13 protein-coding genes are annotated in these 18,303 nt (G+C 66.4%); 4 read left to right on the forward strand and 9 right to left on the reverse strand.

Annotation, left to right across the window (positions count from 1 at the left end; genetic code table 11):
* Position 1 precedes the first annotated feature (1 nt).
* Positions 2-625, forward strand: a complete 624-nt coding sequence (locus ACIP21_RS26565; protein WP_400694278.1) for a lysophospholipid acyltransferase family protein — start codon at positions 2-4, stop codon at positions 623-625.
* A gap of 1 nt (position 626) precedes the next feature.
* Positions 627-1,559 (forward strand): phosphatidate cytidylyltransferase, encoded by a 933-nt coding sequence (locus ACIP21_RS26570; protein ID WP_400694281.1) that lies wholly within the window; start codon positions 627-629, stop codon positions 1,557-1,559.
* An 11-nt stretch (positions 1,560-1,570) separates the two neighbouring features.
* Here ACIP21_RS26570 and ACIP21_RS26575 read toward each other — a convergent pair whose 3' ends face one another.
* Complete coding sequence (locus tag ACIP21_RS26575; protein WP_400694284.1) at positions 1,571-1,978, reverse strand: type II toxin-antitoxin system HicB family antitoxin; 408 nt, start codon at positions 1,976-1,978, stop codon at positions 1,571-1,573.
* Between the two features lie 270 nt (positions 1,979-2,248).
* Between ACIP21_RS26575 and ACIP21_RS26580 the strand changes: the two genes are divergently transcribed.
* Positions 2,249-2,593, forward strand: coding sequence for a cupin domain-containing protein (locus ACIP21_RS26580; RefSeq protein WP_003258412.1), 345 nt, complete (start codon positions 2,249-2,251; stop codon positions 2,591-2,593).
* A gap of 151 nt (positions 2,594-2,744) precedes the next feature.
* Here ACIP21_RS26580 and mmsB read toward each other — a convergent pair whose 3' ends face one another.
* Together mmsB and ACIP21_RS26590 are read right to left on the reverse strand one after the other, a co-directional pair.
* Positions 2,745-3,635, reverse strand: a complete 891-nt coding sequence (mmsB, locus tag ACIP21_RS26585; protein ID WP_400694287.1) for a 3-hydroxyisobutyrate dehydrogenase — start codon at positions 3,633-3,635, stop codon at positions 2,745-2,747.
* 10 nt (positions 3,636-3,645) lie between these two features.
* Positions 3,646-5,172 (reverse strand): CoA-acylating methylmalonate-semialdehyde dehydrogenase, encoded by a 1,527-nt coding sequence (locus ACIP21_RS26590; protein WP_400694290.1) that lies wholly within the window; start codon positions 5,170-5,172, stop codon positions 3,646-3,648.
* Positions 5,173-5,304: 132 nt separating this feature from the next.
* On the opposite strand from ACIP21_RS26590, the gene ACIP21_RS26595 reads away from it, so the two are divergent.
* Positions 5,305-6,255, forward strand: a complete 951-nt coding sequence (locus ACIP21_RS26595; protein ID WP_400694292.1) for a LysR family transcriptional regulator — start codon at positions 5,305-5,307, stop codon at positions 6,253-6,255.
* Positions 6,256-6,377: 122 nt separating this feature from the next.
* Here ACIP21_RS26595 and ACIP21_RS26600 read toward each other — a convergent pair whose 3' ends face one another.
* From ACIP21_RS26600 to recC, 6 genes are all read right to left on the reverse strand, one after another.
* Positions 6,378-6,857: an OmpA family protein gene (locus tag ACIP21_RS26600; protein ID WP_400694302.1), complete on the reverse strand. Its 480-nt coding sequence runs from the start codon at positions 6,855-6,857 to the stop codon at positions 6,378-6,380.
* A gap of 15 nt (positions 6,858-6,872) precedes the next feature.
* Positions 6,873-8,144, reverse strand: coding sequence for a diguanylate cyclase domain-containing protein (locus tag ACIP21_RS26605; RefSeq protein ID WP_400694293.1), 1,272 nt, complete (start codon positions 8,142-8,144; stop codon positions 6,873-6,875).
* A complete protein-coding gene (locus ACIP21_RS26610; RefSeq protein ID WP_400694295.1) occupies positions 8,141-8,707 on the reverse strand; it encodes a YfiR family protein in 567 nt (188 codons plus the stop codon). The genes ACIP21_RS26605 and ACIP21_RS26610 overlap by 4 nt, the downstream gene beginning before the upstream one ends.
* Before the next feature lie 187 nt (positions 8,708-8,894).
* Positions 8,895-10,970, reverse strand: coding sequence for an exodeoxyribonuclease V subunit alpha (gene recD / locus ACIP21_RS26615; RefSeq protein WP_400694297.1), 2,076 nt, complete (start codon positions 10,968-10,970; stop codon positions 8,895-8,897).
* On the reverse strand, positions 10,967-14,638 hold the full coding sequence (gene recB / locus ACIP21_RS26620) for an exodeoxyribonuclease V subunit beta (RefSeq protein ID WP_400694298.1): 3,672 nt from the start codon (positions 14,636-14,638) through the stop codon (positions 10,967-10,969). The genes recD and recB overlap by 4 nt, the downstream gene beginning before the upstream one ends.
* Positions 14,635-18,108, reverse strand: a complete 3,474-nt coding sequence (gene recC, locus ACIP21_RS26625) for an exodeoxyribonuclease V subunit gamma (protein ID WP_400694300.1) — start codon at positions 18,106-18,108, stop codon at positions 14,635-14,637. Before recC ends, recB begins: the two co-directional genes overlap by 4 nt.
* Positions 18,109-18,303: the final 195 nt, after the last annotated feature.

Genomic DNA, 18,303 nt, shown 5'->3' on the forward strand with positions numbered 1-18,303 from the left:
CATGCTCGCCACCCTGACCGCTTTCGCCATCACCTCCGCCGCCCGCCTGATCACCGGTGCCCGCGCCCTGTGGCTGGGCTGTACGCCGCAACCCGTGCAGCGCCTCTACTTCGCCAACCACAGCAGCCACGGCGATTTCGTGCTGCTCTGGGCTTCGCTGCCAGCGCCCCTGCGCCAGCGCACCCGGCCGGTGGCCGGTGCCGACTACTGGGCCAGGCCCGGGCTGCGCGACTTCCTCATCCGCCAGGTGTTCAACGGCGTGCTGATCGACCGCCAGCGCGGCGAAGGCCAGGGCAACCCTCTGCAACCGGTGCTCGATGCCCTGGCCCAGGGCGACTCGTTGATCTTTTTCCCGGAAGGTACCCGCAACCTGGGTGAAGAACCGTTGATGCCCTTCAGAAGCGGCCTGTTCCATCTGGCGGCGGCCCACCCCGGGATCGAACTGGTGCCCGTGTGGATCGCCAACCTCAACCGGGTCATGCCCAAGGGCCGCGCCCTGCCCCTTCCGTTGCTGTGCACCCTGAGCTTCGGCGACCCCCTGCACCTGCTCGCCGATGAAGGCAAGCAGGCATTTCTCGAGCGGGCCAGCCGGGCCCTGCTGAACCTGGCCCCGAAGGATGCCTGACATGGACGACAACACCCTTTCCCTGTTCGCCGGCATCGGCGCCCTGCTGCTGCTGGCCAGTGCGATCGGCCGCCTGCTCAAGTGGCGCGCAGGCCCCGCCCCGCATGCGGTGATCGACAACCTCAACGCGCGCATCAATGCCTGGTGGGTCATGGTGCTGGTGATCGGCCTGGCATTCGTGTTCGGCAAGTATGGGGTGATCGTGCTGTTCTACGGCGTGTCGTTCTACGCCCTGCGCGAATTCATGACCCTCACCCCGACCCGACGCAGCGACTACCCGGCGCTGGTCGCAGCGTTCTACGCGGCGCTGCCGGTGCAGTACGTGCTGATCGCCATGGACTGGTATGGCCTGTTCAGCATCTTCATCCCGGTGTACCTGTTCCTGCTGCTGCCGATCCTGGCGAGCCTGGGCGGCGACACCACACGCTTTCTCGAACGTGCCTCGAAGGTCCAGTGGGGGCTGATGATCGCGGTGTACTGCGTGTCGTCGGTGCCGGCGCTGATGACCCTGGACATCCCCGGTTTCGAGGGCCGCAACCTGCTGCTGATCGCCTGGCTGATCCTGGTGGTGCAGTTGAGCGACGTGCTGCAGTACGTGTGCGGCAAGCTGTTCGGCAAGCGCAAGGTAGCCCCCAACCTGTCGCCGTCGAAAACCCTCGAAGGCCTGGTGGGTGGGGTTGCACTGGCGACCTTGATCGGCGCCCTGCTGTGCTGGATCACCCCGTTCAGCTTCTGGCAGGCCGCGCTGATGGCCCTCGCGGTCAACGCCATGGGCTTCTTCGGCGGGCTGGTGATGTCGGCGATCAAGCGCGACCGCGGGGTGAAGGACTGGGGCCACATGATCGAGGGCCATGGCGGCATGCTCGACCGGATCGACTCGGTGTGCTTTGCGGCTCCGGTGTTTTTCCACTTTGTCCGGTATTGGTGGGCATAGCCAGCGGCAACTCAGTGCGCGAGCGCCAACTCGCGCAATGCCGCAGATGCCAGAAAGCCGGAGCGGGAAGCGTAACGAGGATCACGCCGCACTTTCTCGTCGATTCGCTGCAGCAGGTTTTCCGGCAGCGTAGCGTTGAACCTCACTGCCCTGCCCAGATACGGCGTGACATCGAAATCGACGACAGCCCAGACGCCACCGGCATAATCGGGATTCGCCACATGCACGTCGACTTCCCGGGCTTGCGGAAGCGCTTCGTTATCAGCGACCAGGCCCTCGAAGTGCAGCGCCAGCGCCTCCTGAACGTTCTCCAGTGCATGGGCGACCGTCGAGCCGGCAGAGAAGCAGCCGGGCACATCGGGGACAGTCACGCCGTAATCCGAATCGGCATCCTTGTGCAACACGACAGGGAATTTCATTGGCTATCTCCACGACTGCGCATTCGCTCTTCCTTCGGCAGTCGATGTGTATGATACACACCGAGCTGAAGCGCAGTACACACTACACACACCTAAGGCGACCAGCGGAGGAGTCGGGCTGCTCTGTAGGCTTCCACTGTCACTCCGTAGGAAGTCTGAATTCCAATGTTTTAGCGCGGGCAGGCACCTGGACGTCGAGCCCAGGCAACTGCGGCGCGGCGCTTGGCTCTATGGTGACGAGTCATTCAGCCAGTCACCAGGAGTTGTGCCATGTCCGATTTCATCACCGTCCTGCGCGAAACCTGCCCGACGCCGGTCGTGGACGCCACCAAGTGGAAGCGCATCGGCGGCGATCCGCACACCGTCAACCTCAACGCCTACCTGTCGGCCGACGGCAGCAAGATCATGGGCACCTGGATCTGCACCCCGGGCAAGTTCGAGGTCAACTACGAGAAATGGGAGTTCTGCCACTTCCTCGATGGCTACTGCATCATCACCCCGGAAGGCGAAGAGCCGAAGCATCTGAAGGCGGGTGATGTGTTCGTGATCGAACCCGGGATGAAAGGCACCTGGGAAGTGGTCGAGACCGTGCGCAAGTATTTCGTCTTCGCCTGACCTCAGCCGAGGCACAGCCCACTGTGGGAGCGGGTTTACCCGCGAATGCGGTAGTGGAGCCACTACAGCATTCGCGGGTAAACCCGCTCCCACAGGGTTGTGCAGCGCAAAAAAATCGCGACCCCCTGGGCCGCGATGAACTCCTCGCTCGTCAATCCTTCTTGCGGTACCCCTCGACGATCGCCGAGAAATCCTTGCCGCCGTCACCGCGCAGGCTCATGGCCTGATACAGCTGCTGGGCCACGGCGCCGAGGATCACCGGTTGATGCGCCTGGCGCGCGGCCTCGGTGGCCAGCCCCAGGTCCTTGAGCATCAGTTCGGCGCCAAACCCACCGGTATACCCACGCGACGCCGGTGCAGTCTCGATCACACCCGGCCATGGGTTGTAGGTATCGGAACTCCAGCAACGCCCGGTCGAGCTGTTGATGATGCCGGCCAGCACCTGGGTGTCGATGCCCAGCGCATTGCCCAGGGCCATGGCCTCGGACACGCCGATCATCGAGATGCCCAGCAGCAGGTTGTTGCAGATCTTGGCGATCTGCCCGGTGCCGACCTCACCGCAGTGCACGATGTTGCGGCCCATCTGCCCGAGCACCGGCTTGAGCGTCGCGAACAGCTCGGCGCTGGCCCCGACCATGAAGGTCAGGGTGCCCGCCGCCGCTCCCCCCGTGCCGCCGGACACCGGTGCATCGCCCATGTCGACGCCCTTGGCCGCGGCGGCCCTGGACACATCCCGCGCTGTCTGCGGGTCGATGGTGCTGCAATCGAGGGTCGGCGTGCCCGGGCGAATGCCCGCCAGCACACCGTCTTCTTCATCGAGGTACACGGCGCGCACATGGGCCGCCGCCGGCAGCATGGTGATCACCAGTTCGCTGCTGGCCGCCGCGTCCCGGGGCGAGGCGCTGACCTGCCCGCCGAGTTCGGCGAGCTCGGCCAGCACGGTCTTGTTCAAGTCGAACAGGTTCAACGAGTGCCCGGCCTTGATCAGGTTGCGGGCCATGGGCGCGCCCATGTTGCCCAGGCCGATGAATGCGATACGCATGAGGAACTCCTTAGCGCAGGCTGATGGTGGTGTTGACACCGTCGTTGACGCTGTCGTCATCGAACCAGCGGGCGGTGACGGTCTTGGTCTGAGTGTAGAACTGCACCACTTGCTTGCCGTACGGGCCGAGATCGCCGAGCTTGGAGCCCCGGGAGCCGGTGAAGCTGAAGAACGGCACCGGTACCGGGATCGGGATGTTGATGCCGACCTGGCCGATGTCGATCTCGCTCTGGAACTTGCGTGCCGCCGCGCCGCTCTGGGTGAACAGGCCGGTACCGTTGCCGAACGGGTTGGCGTTGACCAGAGCGATGGCCTCGTCGAGGGTGTCGACCTCCAGGGTCACCAGCACCGGGCCGAAGATTTCCTGGGTATACACCTGCATGTCGGTCGTCACCCCGGAGAACAGGGTCGGGCCGACGAAGTTGCCCTGCTCGTAGCCCGGCACCTTCACCCCTCGGCCATCGAGCTCGAGCGTGGCGCCTTCCTGGATGCCGCTTTCGATCAGGCCCAGCACCCGCTCCTTGGCGCGCCTGGAAACCACCGGGCCGACATCGGTGCCCGGCTCGCAGCCGGCGTTGACCTTGAGCTTGCTGGCCGCGTCCTTGATGTCGGGCAGCCACTCGCGCGCCTTGCCCACCAGCACCGCCACCGAGGTGGCCATGCAGCGCTGCCCCGCCGCGCCGAAGGCGGCGCCGACCAGGGCGTTGACGGTTTGCGTGCGGTTGGCGTCGGGCAGTACCACGGCGTGGTTCTTCGCCCCCATCATCGACTGCACGCGCTTGCCGTGCTGGCTGGCCAGGTTGTACACGTGGGTGCCGACTTCGGTGGAGCCGACGAAGGAAATCGCCTTGATGTCCGGGTGGGTGCAGATCGCGTCGACCACCTGCTTGCCGCCGTGCACCACGTTGAGCACACCCGCCGGCACGCCGGCTTCCAGCGCCAGCTCGACCAGCAGCAGGGTGGACAGCGGGTCCTGCTCGGAGGGTTTGAGCACGAAGGTGTTGCCGCAGACGATGGCCATCGGGAACATCCACAGCGGGATCATCGCCGGGAAGTTGAACGGGGTGATGCCGGCGCATACACCGAGCGGCTGGCGCAGGGTGTAGGTGTCGACGCCGCCGGCGACGTTCTCGGCGAACTCGCCCATCTGCAGGGTGCCGATGGAAGCAGCATGCTCGACCACCTCCAGGCCGCGGAAGATGTCGCCCTCGGCGTCGGCAAGGGTCTTGCCCTGCTCGGCGCTGAGCACCTGGGCGATGCGCTTGGTGTGTTCGCGGATCAGCGCCTGCAGCTTGAGCATGATGCGCATGCGCGCACCGATCGGGGTGTCGCGCCAGCTCTTGAAGGCGCGCTGGGCGGCTGCAACGGCGGCGTCCACTTCCTCTACGGTGGCGAACGGCACCCGCGCCAGCACCTCCTGGGTGGCCGGGTTGACGATGTCACGCCATTCGTTGGTCTTCGATTCGACCCACTGGCCGTCGATCAGCAGCCTGGCCTGTTCGACCTGGGTCTTGTCGGGGGATTGCGGTGCGTTCATCTGCGTTCTCCTTGGAATTATTGTCAGGACGAGATCGCCAGCGCCGGGCAAACGCGAGGTGGCGTCTTGGGGCTTTTTTCGAGTATAGATGTGCAAACATCCAACAAGAACGCACAAAAAAACCGGATCAACATGCAAAAAGACCTGACCTCCCTCAGCGCCCTGAACTGGGACGACCTGAAGTTCTTCCTCGAGGTGGCGCGCACACGCAAGGCCAGCAGCGCCGCCAAGCGCCTGGCCGTGGACTACACCACGGTGTCGCGGCGCATCGGCTCGCTGGAGGGGGCGATGGGCACCTTGCTGTTCGAGAAGTCACGCACCAACGGCTTCGTGCTGACGGCCGAAGGGCAGCGCCTGCTGGGCTACGCAGAGTCGATCGAGAGCACCCTGCACATGGCCTGCGAGCAAGTGTCCGGCTCTGGCGTGGCGCTGTCCGGCCATGTGCGCATGGGCTGCACCGAAGGCTTCGGCAGCTTCTTCGTCACCCCGCAGCTGAGCCATTTCGTCGACGCCTACCCGGCGATCTCGGTGGACATCCTGCCGCTGCCGCACTTCATCAGCCTGTCCAAGCGCGAGGCGGATATCGTCATCGCCCTGGAGCGGCCGGAACACGGGCCTTATGTGTGCTGCAAGCTGTGCGACTACCGGCTGCGGCTATACGCGACCCAGGACTACCTCGACAGCCATGCGCTGATCCGCCAGGTCAGCGACCTGGCCAGCCACCCGTTCATCAGCTACGTGGACGACCTGGCGTTCAGCTCGGAGCTGCTGTACCTGGCCAACCTGATTCCCAACGCCAATGCGCACCTGCGCAGTACCAGCGTGATCGCCCAGTACACGGCGGCGCTGCAGGGGCGTGGGCTGGCGATCCTGCCGTGCTTCCTGGCGGCGCAGGATGCGCGGTTGGTGAGGGTGTTGCCGGAGCAGATCGAGGTGACGCGGCAGTTCTGGATGTACTGCCGGGAAGATTTGCGCAAGTTGAAGCGGATTACCTTGCTGTGGGACTACATCCGTGGGGTGACCGAAGCGAATGAGGCGTTGTTGATGGGAGAGACCCGCGAGATGCGTTTCGCCCAGAATTGAAGAGACAAACGGCCGACTCGCCCCCTGTAGGAGCGGGTTTACCCGCGAAGCAGCCGCTGCGATAGATGGCACGGGCTTCGCCCGTGTTCGCGGGTGAACCCGCTCCCACAGCACCCAATACGTCAGTAGGACGCCACCACGATCGACACCCGCCGATTTTCGGTTCTGCCTGCACTGGTACGGTTATCCGCCACCGGCTGACTGCTGCCCAAGCCCCGCGTGCGAATGTTCTGCTCCGCCATCCCCACGCCGACCAGTGCCCTGGCCACGCTCTGCGCGCGCCGCTCCGACAGCTGCTGGTTGTACCCCGCCTTGCCCGAAGCGTCGGCATGCCCATCCACCCGCACGCCCTGGATGCCGACACCAAGCAAGGCCTTGCCGATGCGCTCGACGATCGCCTGGCTGGCGCCGTTGAGGCTGTCCAGGTCGCTGCCGAACAGCACCTTGCCCGACAGGTCGAAGGCCCAGCCATCGTCTGTCGGGGCAAAGCCTTCGCGCTTGAGCACGGCGATCTGCTCGGCGCTCAGGCCCTTGGGCGGTGCACTCTGGCAACCGGCCAGCGCCAGCAGGACCAGGACGACGGCAACGAAGGAAAAACGCATACGCTGGATCACGGTTCAACTCCTGTTCTTGATCTCGGCGGCGGACGCCTCCGTCTGCGCCGCATGCCAGTGCCCGCGGCGCTTGCGCTTGGCCTGGTACATCGCCGCGTCGGCGGCGTTGAGGAGGCTGGCGGGGTCGCCGCCGTCATCCGGGTAAAAGGCGATGCCGACACTCAGCGAGGTGGTGATGCTGCCACCGCTGTCGAGCATGATCGGCAGGCGCATGCAGGCAATGATCTTCTCGGCGATGCGTTGGGCATCCTCACGCGAATGCAGCGGGGTCAGCAGCACGGCGAACTCGTCGCCCCCCAGGCGGCCCACCAGGTCGTGCTCACGCAGCTGCGCGCGCACCCGTTCGGCGAGGTTGATCAGCACCTCGTCACCCACCGCATGGCCGAGGCTGTCGTTGATCTGCTTGAAGTGATCGCTGTCGAGGAACAGCAGCGCCAGGTGCTCCTGCTGCCGCGCGGCATTGCGCAGGCTGCGGCTCAGGCGGCCCTCGAAGAACGCCCGGTTGGGCAGGCCGGTGAGGCTGTCGTGGCTGGCCTGGTGGGCCAGGGTGGCGTTTTCGCTCTGCAGGTGGCTGTGCCAGACCTCCAGTTCGTCGAGCAGCGCGTTGAAGTCGTTGCCCAGCTCGTTGATCTCGGCAATCGGCGCCTCCGGCACCCGCCGGTCGAAGCTGCGCTCGCGACGCGCGGCGTGGGCGACGCTGGCCAGGCCGCGCAAGGGCCGGACGATATCGCCGAGCAGGCGGCGCGACAGGTGCAGGGCGATAAACGCGCTCAGCGCGGTGCAGAGCAAAATGCCGCCCAACCCGCTGAGCAGGAACAGCAACAGGCTGCGGCCCTGGCCGACCAGCTCGATGTGCCCGACCGGTTGTTGCTGGTGCAGGATCGGCAGGTTGATGGGTTCGTCGAGCAAGGCCGTCGCCACATGCGCTTCCAACTGCCCCAGCATGCCGTTGTCAGCCCGCTGCCAGTGCGCCAGCTGCTCGCCATCGTCGTTGAACACCTTGGCGTCGGCCACTTCCTCGGTGCTGGCGATCAGCGCCAGCGCTTCATTGGCGGCGGCGCTGTCGTCGAACACCACGGCCGCTTCGACGGTGTAGTTGATCGAGCGGGCGATCAGGTGCAGGTTGTGGTTGGCGTACACCCGCAGGGCCAGCACGCCGAGCAGGGTCAACGAAATGCCGGCCAGGCCCACGGCGAGCAAGGCCACGCTGAGGTGGCCACGGCCGAGCACCGAGCGCAGGGTCGGGCGCACGCTGCGCTTGTTTACCCTGCTCATGGCTGCACCGCCCGGCGCCGCGACAGCTGCAGCACGCTGGGGTGGATGCGCACGCCGGAGCGGGCCACGGAGTCGAGGTTGACCTCGAAGGCCACCTGCTGGTCGCCGACCCGCAGGCAGAACAGGCTGCCCACCGTGCAGGGGTCGTCGGCTTCGCTGATGCTCAGCACGGGGTGGCCGCTGATGGCCTGGAACAAGCGATCGCGCTGGCCGAGGTCGAGCTTGCCGATGTAGACGGCGTCACAGGCTGCGGGGAGCTGACGGTCATCGGCCAGCAGGCGGCGAACCTGCAAGGGCTGGCCGGAGTTCTGCGCATTGCCTTTGATCAGGTCGTCGGCGTATTCGGTGGGGCCGACCAGGCACAGGCGCAACGGCATGGGTTCGACGGGCCAGCGGGCATAGCTGAGGATACCCAGGACCACCTGGGTGACCGCCTTGGCGCGCTGCTGGGCCTGGGCTGAGGTGGCCGAACCGTCCGCCTGGGCAGGACCGGCCAATAACGACAGGGCAGCTAGCAGCAGCAAAAGCGCACAGCCTGTCAACCGGTCCCTGGCGCCTGTCATGTGAGAATTCTCTCAAAAATCTTGTCTGAGTCGGCGCAACGATAGCACAACGCTGGCTATCTGTAGGAGCGGCCTTGCGTCGCGAAAGGGCTGCGAAGCGGCCCCAGAGATTCAGCTTCGCAGCAGAAATTGCTGGGGCCGCGTTGCGGCCCTTTCGCGACGCAAGGCCGCTCCTACAGTAATCGCGTCAGACTTGCTCAAGCATCAGCCCGGAAATACGCCGCACCTTGCGTGCCACCGCCTCCTCGAAGATCCCCTGGCGCGGTTCGATCAGGCTGAAGCAATGCTTGGCCCGGGTGATGCCGGTATACACCAGTTCCTTGGTCAGCACCGGGTTGAGCGCATCCGGCAGCACCAGGGCGGTGTGGCTGAACTCCGAGCCCTGGGACTTGTGCACGGTCATGGCGAACACGGTTTCCACTTCGTTGAGGCGGCTGGGCAGCACGAAGCGCACGCCGCCACTGCCATCGTTGCGCGGGAAGGCCACGCGCAGCAGCGGCTCGCCCTGCTCGTCGGGCAAGCGCAGGGCGATGCCGATATCGCCGTTCATCAGGCCCAGACCGTAGTCGTTGCGCGTCACCAGCACCGGTCGGCCTTCGTACCACGGCTGTTGGCGGTCGATCAGGCCGGCGTTGTGCAGCACCCGCGCCACCCGCTCGTTGAGCCCCTCGACGCCCCAGGCGCCCTTGCGCACCGCGCACAGCAGCTGGAAGTCCTCGAAACTGTGCAGCACCTTGCCGGCCCACTGTTCCCAGCGAGGGTCGTCGAAGGCGGTACCTGGCGCCGGGCGGAAGCGGCCGATGCAGCGCAGGTAGCTGCGATAGCCCTGGGGCCCTTCGGCGCCCCGGTCGAGGCCGTCGAGGATCAGCCGGTCGAAGGCGCGGTCATGTTCACCGCGCAGGGCCAGGCCGAACACATCGGCCGGCGGCAGGCTCAGCAGGTCGCGTGCCGCCCGCGCCTCCTGGCGGTTGACCAGGCGCGCCAACTGGCCGATGCCGCTGCCTTCGCCAAAGCGCCGCGAGAAGCGCAACATCACCACTTGCTGGGCCAACGGATACTGCTGTTCGTTGCCAGGCTTGAGGCCGCTGGCTGCCAGCGACTGGCCGCCGATCTGTTCCAGCCAGGCCTGGGTCGCGGGGGAGTAGCAGCCCTCCTCGGCATCCCGACAGAGGTCACCGAGCACCGCGCCGGCCTCGACCGAGGCCAGCTGGTCCTTGTCCCCCAACAGGATCAGGCGCGCCTTCGGCGGCAAGGCCGCGAGCAGGTTGGCCATCATCTCCAGGTCGATCATTGAGGCTTCGTCGACCACCAGCACATCCAGCGGCAGCGGGTTGCCGGCGTGGTGGCGGAAGTGCCGCGAGCCAGGTCGGCTGCCGAGCAGGCGGTGCACGGTGCTGACATCGGTGGGGATCTGCTCGCGGACCTGCGCACTGACGTGCAGCCGCTCGACCTGCTGGCCGATGGACTCGGTCAGGCGCGCGGCGGCCTTGCCGGTCGGTGCGGCCAGGCGGATGCGCAGGGGCCTGCCCTGCTCCACCGCTGGCGCCTGCAGCAATGCCAGCAGGCGTACCACGGTGGTGGTCTTGCCGGTGCCCGGGCCGCCGGTGATGATGCTGAAGCCGGCGCGGGTGGCCAGGGCACAGGCGAGTTTCTGCCAGTCGACCTGGCCAGCCAAGGCGCCTTCGTCGAACAGCTGCGCCAGGCGCGCCGGCAGGTCGGCCGGGGTGGCGTCATCCTGGCTCAGGCGCTGGCGCAAGGTCTGGTCGATCTGTCGCTCGTAGCTCCAGTAACGGCGCAGGTACAAGCGCTGGCCGCTGAGCACCAAGGGCCGCGCGTGCTGGGCATGGCTATCGCCTGCCGCCACCAGGGGGCTGGCAGCGATACGCAGCAGCCAGGTTTTCAAGTCGAGGTTGGCCAGCAATTGCGAGGGCAACAGCAACGGGCCGCTCAGGGCATCGCCTTCCGGCGGCAGCGACAGGGCGAAGTCCGGCTCGGCGAGGGTCTGCTGCAGGTCGAGACACACGTGGCCATGGCCCAGCTGGTGGCTGGCCAGGGCCGCTGCCAGCAGCAACAACGGGTCGCTGCCAGGGGCACGTTCTTCGAGGAAGGACACGAACGCCCGGTCCAGCGCACGCAGCCAGCCCCGCTCCACCCAGCGGTCGAGCAGCTGCAGCAGGTCGCCGCTGTCGTGTTGCGGCGCCAGTGCCAGCAGGTGTTCGGCATGCAGCGGCGTGGGCAGCAGGTCATCGAGGGTGCGGCTCATGGCGTGGCTCCGGCAAACAGGTCCTGCTGCTCAGGCGCGTGCACGCCGCGGAACAGCGCATCGAGGGCTTCGATCAACGCCCGCGGCGGCTTGGCGAAATACATGCCATGGCCGCTGCTGCTGGCCCCGCGCAGGAAGATGAACAGGGCGCCGCCGACGTGGCGGTCGTAGTCGTAATCGGGCAGCCGCGCACGCAACTGGCGATGCAGGGCCAGCAGGTAGAGCACGTACTGCAGGTCGTAGCGGTGTTCGAGGATGGCCTTTTCCATGGCCTGGGTGTCGTAGGCCTGGATATCCGGGCCGAGCCAGTTGGATTTGTAGTCGGCGACGTAATAGCGCCCGTCCAGCTCGAAGGCCAGGTCGATGAAGCCCTTGAACATGCCATTGAGCAGGTTCGGTTGCGCAGCCGGGCGGGAAGCGCCGGGGTGGGTATGGCGCGCCACCAGGCGATCGAGTTGCTCGGCGTCGACGTCGTGGCTGGCGAACCAGAACTCCATCTCGATCTGGTAGTGCTGCAAGTGCGCGAGGGTCAGCTGTGCGTCGTGGGCCGGCAGCGGCTCGTTCAGCAGTTTTTGCAGCCATTGGCTGAGCGCGGGGATCCAGCCGGTCCAGTCGCGACGGTTACAGCGCTGGCCAACGGTTCGCTCGATGAGCCTGGGGTCAGCGGCCACTTCGGCAAAACCTTCGCGGCCGGCCCACTCCAACAGGCCGTGAAGGAAGGTGCCGGGGTTGGGGCCACGTGGGAAACGGTGGATGTCGCCAGCGTCAGCGGGCACTTCACGGAGCAACTGGCTATCGACGACTTCATCGTCCTGCAACTGCTGAGCCTGGGAGCTATCGGCACCCAACGTCTGCTCGCCAACCCGCAAGGCACTGTAGGAAGCGATCCACCAGTGCTCGGCGGCGGCCCGGCGCGGCTTGCGCGCGGGCAGCAGCTCGCGTTCGGCGTGAGGCGCCCGGTAACGTTCATCGCTCGCCAGCGGCAGGGCCGGGCAGGCAATGTGCTGGCAACCCGACTGCAAGCCCTGCAGCCACGCATGCAATTGCTCCGAACCGTTCAGTGGCAAGCCGCCACCCAGCAGATAGCCAAGCGCCGAGCGGTGCAGCTGCGAGCTCTTCTGGTTGCCGCGCTTGAGGTCGGCAACACCCAGCCAGCAGGCGTATTGCGCCCGCGTGAGGGCGACATAGAGCAGGCGCAGGTCTTCAGCCAGGCGTTCGTCGTCGGCCAGGGCGATCTGCTCGGCATTCGGGGTCAGGGTCAGTTGTGCATTGCCCTGGCTGTCGTGCCAGGCCAGCGGCAGGCGGCTGCCATCCACCGGCTTGCTGGTGCAGATGAACGGCAGGTAGACCAGCGGGTATTCCAGGCCTTTGGACTTGTGGATGGTCACCACCTTGACCAGTTGCTCGTCGCTTTCCAGGCGCAGGATCTGCTCTTCACCGGCCTGGCCGGCATTGGCCAGGTGCTCGGCCAGGTGGCGGATCAGTGCCTGCTCGCCATCGAGCTCGCCGGCCGCCTGCTGCAGCAGCTCGGCCAGGTGCAGCAGGTTGGTCAGCACCCGCTCGCCGTCGCTGCGGCCGATCAGTGTGCGCGGCAACTCGAAGTCATGCAGCAGGTGGTGCAGCATCGGCAGCACCCCCTGGCGCTGCCAGTGATCACGGTAGCGGCGAAAACGCATCACCCAGGCTTCCCAGACCCGTTCGTCCTGGTTCAGCTGGTCGAGCCTGGCCAGCGACAATTCCAGGGTGACGCTGGCCAGGGCGGCCTTGAGCAGGCGCTCCGAGTCGGGCTCGGCGCAGGCCTTGAGCCAGGCCAGCAGGTCATGGGCTTCCTGGGCGGCGAACACTGAATCCTTGTCGGACAGGTACACACTGCGGACATCGCGGGCGGCCAGTTCGGCGCGCACCAGTTGCGCCTCGTGGCCATCGCGCACAAGGATGGCAATGTCCGAGGGCAGGCAGGGCCGCAGCGCGCCGTCGGCACTGCTGAAACCGCTCTGGCCACGCTGGCCCCCATTGAGCAGGCTGACGATGTGGCTGGCACAACTGGCGGCCAGGTGCTGGCGGTAGGTGGCGCTGGAAACCGGCTCTGGGCTTTCCAGCTGCCAGCATTGCAACGCCGCGCAACCCTCGCCGTCGATCAGCAGGTGCTCGCCGCGCCCTTTCGCCTTCACCTCGACGAAGGGCAGCGGGTTGTCACCGGCGTCGCGGAACAGGAAGGCCCCGCGCCCCTGTTCACGGGCTTCTGCCAGCAGGAATACCTGGTTGACCGCAGCCACCATCGCCTGGCTGGAGCGGTAGTTGGTGTCCAGGCTGTGCAGGCGGCCGGCGGTGGCGCGCCGGGCCGCGAGGTAGGTATGGATGTCGGCGCCGCGGAAGGCGTAGATCGCCTGCTTGGGGTCGCCGATCATGAACAGGCCGGTATCCGGGCGATTTTCGCCGATGTGGTAGATGCGTTCGAAGATGCCGTACTGGACCGGGTCGGTGTCCTGGAATTCATCGATCAGCGCCACCGGGAACTGTTCGCGGATCAGCCCGGCCAGGCGCTCCCCGGCTTCGCTGCGCAACGCCTGCTGCAAGCGCAGCAACATGTCGTCGAAGCCCATTTCGGCACGGCGCCGCTTCTCGACTTCAAAGCGTGCCGACACCCAGGTCGCAGCGTGTTCGAGCAGGCGCGCGTCGGGGCTCTCCAGGGCTTGCAGCTGTTGCGGCAGGTCGTGCATGGCCAGCAGCGCAGGGTGGCTGGGTGGCTCGCCGGCCTTCCAGGCTTCGGCCATGCCGTCGGGGGTCAGGCGGGTGAAACCGGTGCCCAGGTCGAGCTCCACCGCCTGCTCGTCGCCGGCCCAGGCGCGCAGCTTGTCGAACCAGGGCTCGAAGTAGCGGGCCTGCAGCTTGCGGCCATCGGCCTGCTTGGCGGCGACGGCATCACGACAGATTTGTTGCAGCTCGTCAGCCCATTGCGCCCAGGGCGCCTTGAGCAGGGCCAGTTGCTCGACACGCTGTTGCAGTGCGCTGTCGATCAGCGCCTGGGGCTCCTGCTCGTCCTGCTGCCCGCGCAGGCGACCGAACAGCGGGCGAATGCGCGGCAGCAGTGCGTCGGGGCTGACCCAGTGGCTGCGCACCCAGTTCAGCGCCTCGCCGTGCATGCCGTAGCAGAAGCGCCGCCAGTAATCGCGCATGACCTGCCCGAGCAGGTCGCTGTGGTCGGTTTCCAGGCTCTGGGTGAACAGGCTGCCGCTGTCGAAGGCGTGCTCGCGAAGCATGCGCTGGCACCAGCCGTGAATGGTCGAGACCGCCGCCTCGTCCATCCACTGCACGGCGATTTCCAGGCGGCCGGCGCAACGCGGCCAGTGCGCTTCGGCGTAGTCATCGCGCAGCTGCTGCAGTAGCGGGTCGGCGCCTTGCAGTTCGCCGCGGAAGAACCGCGCAGCCTCGGCCAGGCGGGCGCGGATCCGCTCGCGCAGCTCCTTGGTGGCGGCGTCGGTGAAGGTCACTACGAGGATCTGCGGCGGCAGCAGTTCGCGGCCGAAGCCTTGCTCGCCACCGTGACCGAGGATCAGGCGCAGGTACAGCGCCGAGATGGTGAAGGTCTTGCCGGTACCGGCACTGGCTTCGATCAACTGGCTGCCGTGCAGGGGAAAACTCAGTGCCAGGGGGCGGGCCTGGGTCATGCGTCACTCTCCGGATTGCCCTGGGCCTGCCAGGCGGCGCTGAACAAGGGGCGGTACAGGGTTTCGCACCAGCCTTCGAAGGTTTCGTCGGCGCTGAGCGCTGCGAAGTCGTGGAACTGACGGGCCAGGGCCTGGCTTTCGCTGCGCTCGCCGAAGCTGGTGCGACCGTCGCCTTCGTAGGCGCGAATGGCGGCGACCCGGGCTTTGTCCGGGTCTTCCTGGGCCAGCCAGGCGAACGCGGTCTTGGCCGCGACCGGCAGTGGTGCATTCATGGCGGCCTGGCGCGAGACCAGCAGGTGACCAAGCTGTTCGGCCGCTTCGCCCTGGGGCAAGGGGCCGAGCAGCAAGGTGATGTCGCTGGCCAGCAGCGCGCTGTGCAGTGGATAGCCCGCAGCGCACGCGGCCAGGTGCATCACCCAGCTGGCAATCAGACGGTGCCACTTGAGGTTGTTGCGCCCGGCGCTGATGGTATTGGGCACCGTGGTGATGCTCAGCAGGCTCTGGTCTTCGGCCTGGTAGACACGCCCCAGCCAACCTTCGAGGCGGTGATTGGCGTGCTCGAAATGGATCGGCAGTGCACCCTCGACCACCGTCGGCCAGCGTTGCAACAACTGCCGGTGGCGCTGCAGCAGGTCGGGCAGCGGCTGGATCAGCTCGGCTTGCAGCAACTCGCCGAAACCGGCCAGGGGCAGCATGCCGCAGGCCTGCAGGCGGCGAGCCTGGGCCTGCAGCGCCTGCTCGGCGTTCTCCGGGTCGGCCAAGGCGGCGCCGAGCAGGCTTTCGCTGGCGCTGTAGCGTTGCAGGGCATCGAGGACGAAGGGTTCTTCGTCCGGGGTCGGTGCTTCCAGGGCCTCGAAGAACACCTTCAGGCGCTGGCTGAAGAAATGCCTGACCGGGTGACGCAGGAAGTCCTGCAGCTGGGTCAGCGTCAGTGCTTCATCGTTGACGTACGGCGGCAGCGCGGCATCGGGTTGTTGTTCTTCATCGGTTTGCTGGTGCAGCAGTTGCCACTCGTGGGCGTAGCTGAACAGCGCGCTGCCCTTCTGGAAGTAACGTGCGCTGAAGGGCTGCAGCGGGTGCTCCTGGGTCAAGGCGTGCAGCAGCTGCTCGCCGGCCTCGGCGTCCTTGCCGCCAGCCAGGCGCCAACCGGCCGCCAGATGGTCGCGCAACTGGCCGATCAGCACCGAGGCCGGACGTTCGCTGTTGTCGCGAATGCTCCGCCCGACCCAACTGATGTACAGCTGGTCGCGGGCCGAGAGCAGCGCCTCGAGCAGCAGGTAGCGGTCGTCTTCACGGCGCGAACGATCGCCTGGCCGGTAGTCGCTGGCCATCAGGTCGAAATCCAGCGGCGGCTGGGCGCGCGGGTAGTCGCCGTCGTTCATGCCCAGCAGGCAGACCACGCGGAACGGGATGGCGCGCATCGGCATCAAGGTGCAGAAGTTCACGGCGCCGGCAAGGAAACGCTGGGACAGCTTGCCCTGGTCGAGGCCCGAGAGCCACGCCTCGCGGATGACCGTGAGCGGCAGCTGATCTTGCAGGCCCACCGTTTCGCACACTTCAAGCCAGCTATCGCGCAGCTCCTGCAGTTGCATCAGGAGGAACTCGTCATGCTCCCCTTCAGCCAGGAAAAACACCTGCAGCAAAGCGTTCAGGCGCTCGCCCCATTGGCTGGCAGTGGCCGGCAAGGACAACGCCTGGTAGGCCACATCGAGGGCATCGAGCAGCGCCACCAGCGGGCCGATCAGGGCGGCGTCGAGGCCACCGATTTCATCATAGGGCTCGATGCCGTCACAGCCTTCACCGACACCCACGGCATAACCCAGCAGCATGCGCCGCAAGCCGAAGCGCCAACTGTTCTGCTCCAGGCCCTCGGGCAGGCCAAGGGTAGCCCGTTGGCCGGCGTTCAGGCCCCAGCGGATGCCGGCGCCCTCGATCCAGCGGTGCAAGGTGGGCAGGTCGCCTTCGCGAATGCCGAAGCGCGCGCGTACTGCCGGGACGTCGAGCAGGTCGAGCACTTCGCTGACGGCAAAGCGGCTGTCCGGGAGCTTGAGCAGGTGCTCCAGGGCGATCAGCAGCGGGTCGCGGCCACGCTGGCCCTGGTCGGTCAGGGTGAACGGGATATGGCGTGGGTCGCTGCGCTGCAGCTGGCCGAACACCGCGCGAATATGCGGGGCGTAGGTGTCGATCGCCGGCAACATGACAATGACGTCGCGCGGGCGCAGGCTGGGGTCGGCGCTGAAGCGGGCAAGCAGCTGGTCGTGGAGGATCTCCACCTCGCGCTGGGGGCTGTGCGCTACATGGAAACGCACCGAGCGATCCTTGGCCAGGTCGACCTCTGGCCAGCGCTCGCGGGTTTCGGCAAGGGGACGCAGTTCGAGGATGTCGTCCTGCAACTCGTTGAGCAGGGTGCTGGGCTGGCCGTCGCTGAACAGGTCGATGCGCCCGTCGCTGAAGATGCCCTGGTAGCTGCCAGGGTCGTCATAGCTGTCGAGCAGGTTGATGTAGTCACGGCCCTGCTTGCCCCAGGCGGCAAGCAAGGGGTGGGCATGCTGGTGCAAGGACTCGTCATCCAGTTGCAGCGGCATGCCTTGCTTGCGCTGCTGGCGTTTGTACTGGTGGCGCAGCAGGTCCTTGTCGGCAACGATGTCGGCCCAATGGTGCCGGCAAGGGTTGTGCACGCACAGTAACACCTGGCTGAAACGCGACAGGCCGGCGAGCGCTTCGAGAGCCTGGGCGGGCAACGACGAGATGCCGAACACGATCACCCGCGATGGCAGGCCTGCGGGAGCCTGTTCCAGGCCATTGATGCGTTCGAGGAAACGCTGGTGCACGCCGGCACGACTCTGCGCCATGCCCGCTTCGCCCACATCGTCCAGCAGCGCACGCCAGAGCTCGGCCTGCCAGCGGTTGCCAGGCGGCAGTGGTTTGCGCTCACCGCGGGCGCTGTTGAGGATGTGCAGGCCGGCGGCCCAGTCCCTGAGCCAGTCGGCCCGGTAGACCTGATACTGGTCGAACAAGTCGGCCAGGCGCTCGGCCAGTTGATAGCGCTTGCGCAGGTCGCTGTCGTCGGTGAGGAAACGACGCAGCGGTTCGAAATGTTCGCGCTCGATCAACGCCGGCAGCAGGCGCATCAGGCGCCAGGTCAGCGGCGCCTTGTCGAGAAGGGAAACCTCTGGGATCTCGTTGCGGCCCAGCACCTTGCGGTACAGCTGCCACATGAAACTGCCCGGCAGTTGAACATCGATGGCGGCGGCAATGCCACAGCCGCCCTGGTCGTCATCTTCGGGGTCTTCGGCCAGGGCCAGTTTCAGCCATTGGGCGATGCCGTTGCTCTGCACCAGGGCAATTTCGTTCTCCAACGGTGCCAGCGGGTAGCGGCGCATCCAGCTCACCACCAGGCTGCGCAGGTCGTCCAGGCGGTTGCCATGGACGATCATGAAGCCGGGATGAAGTGAGGTGGCGTTGGGCATGGAAAGGTTCCTGGGTGGATGATGGGGAACGATATCACGGCTGGTAGCCGCGACAGGCCCCGTGCAACAGCCAGAAAAGACAAAACCCCTACCTGCATGCGCAGATAGGGGTTTTGCGAAATGAATCTTGACGATGACCTACTCTCACATGGGGAAACCCCACACTACCATCGGCGATGCATCGTTTCACTGCTG

This window comes from Pseudomonas sp. NPDC089401 (assembly GCF_044749485.1).
Taxonomy (GTDB): Bacteria; Pseudomonadota; Gammaproteobacteria; order Pseudomonadales; family Pseudomonadaceae; genus Aquipseudomonas.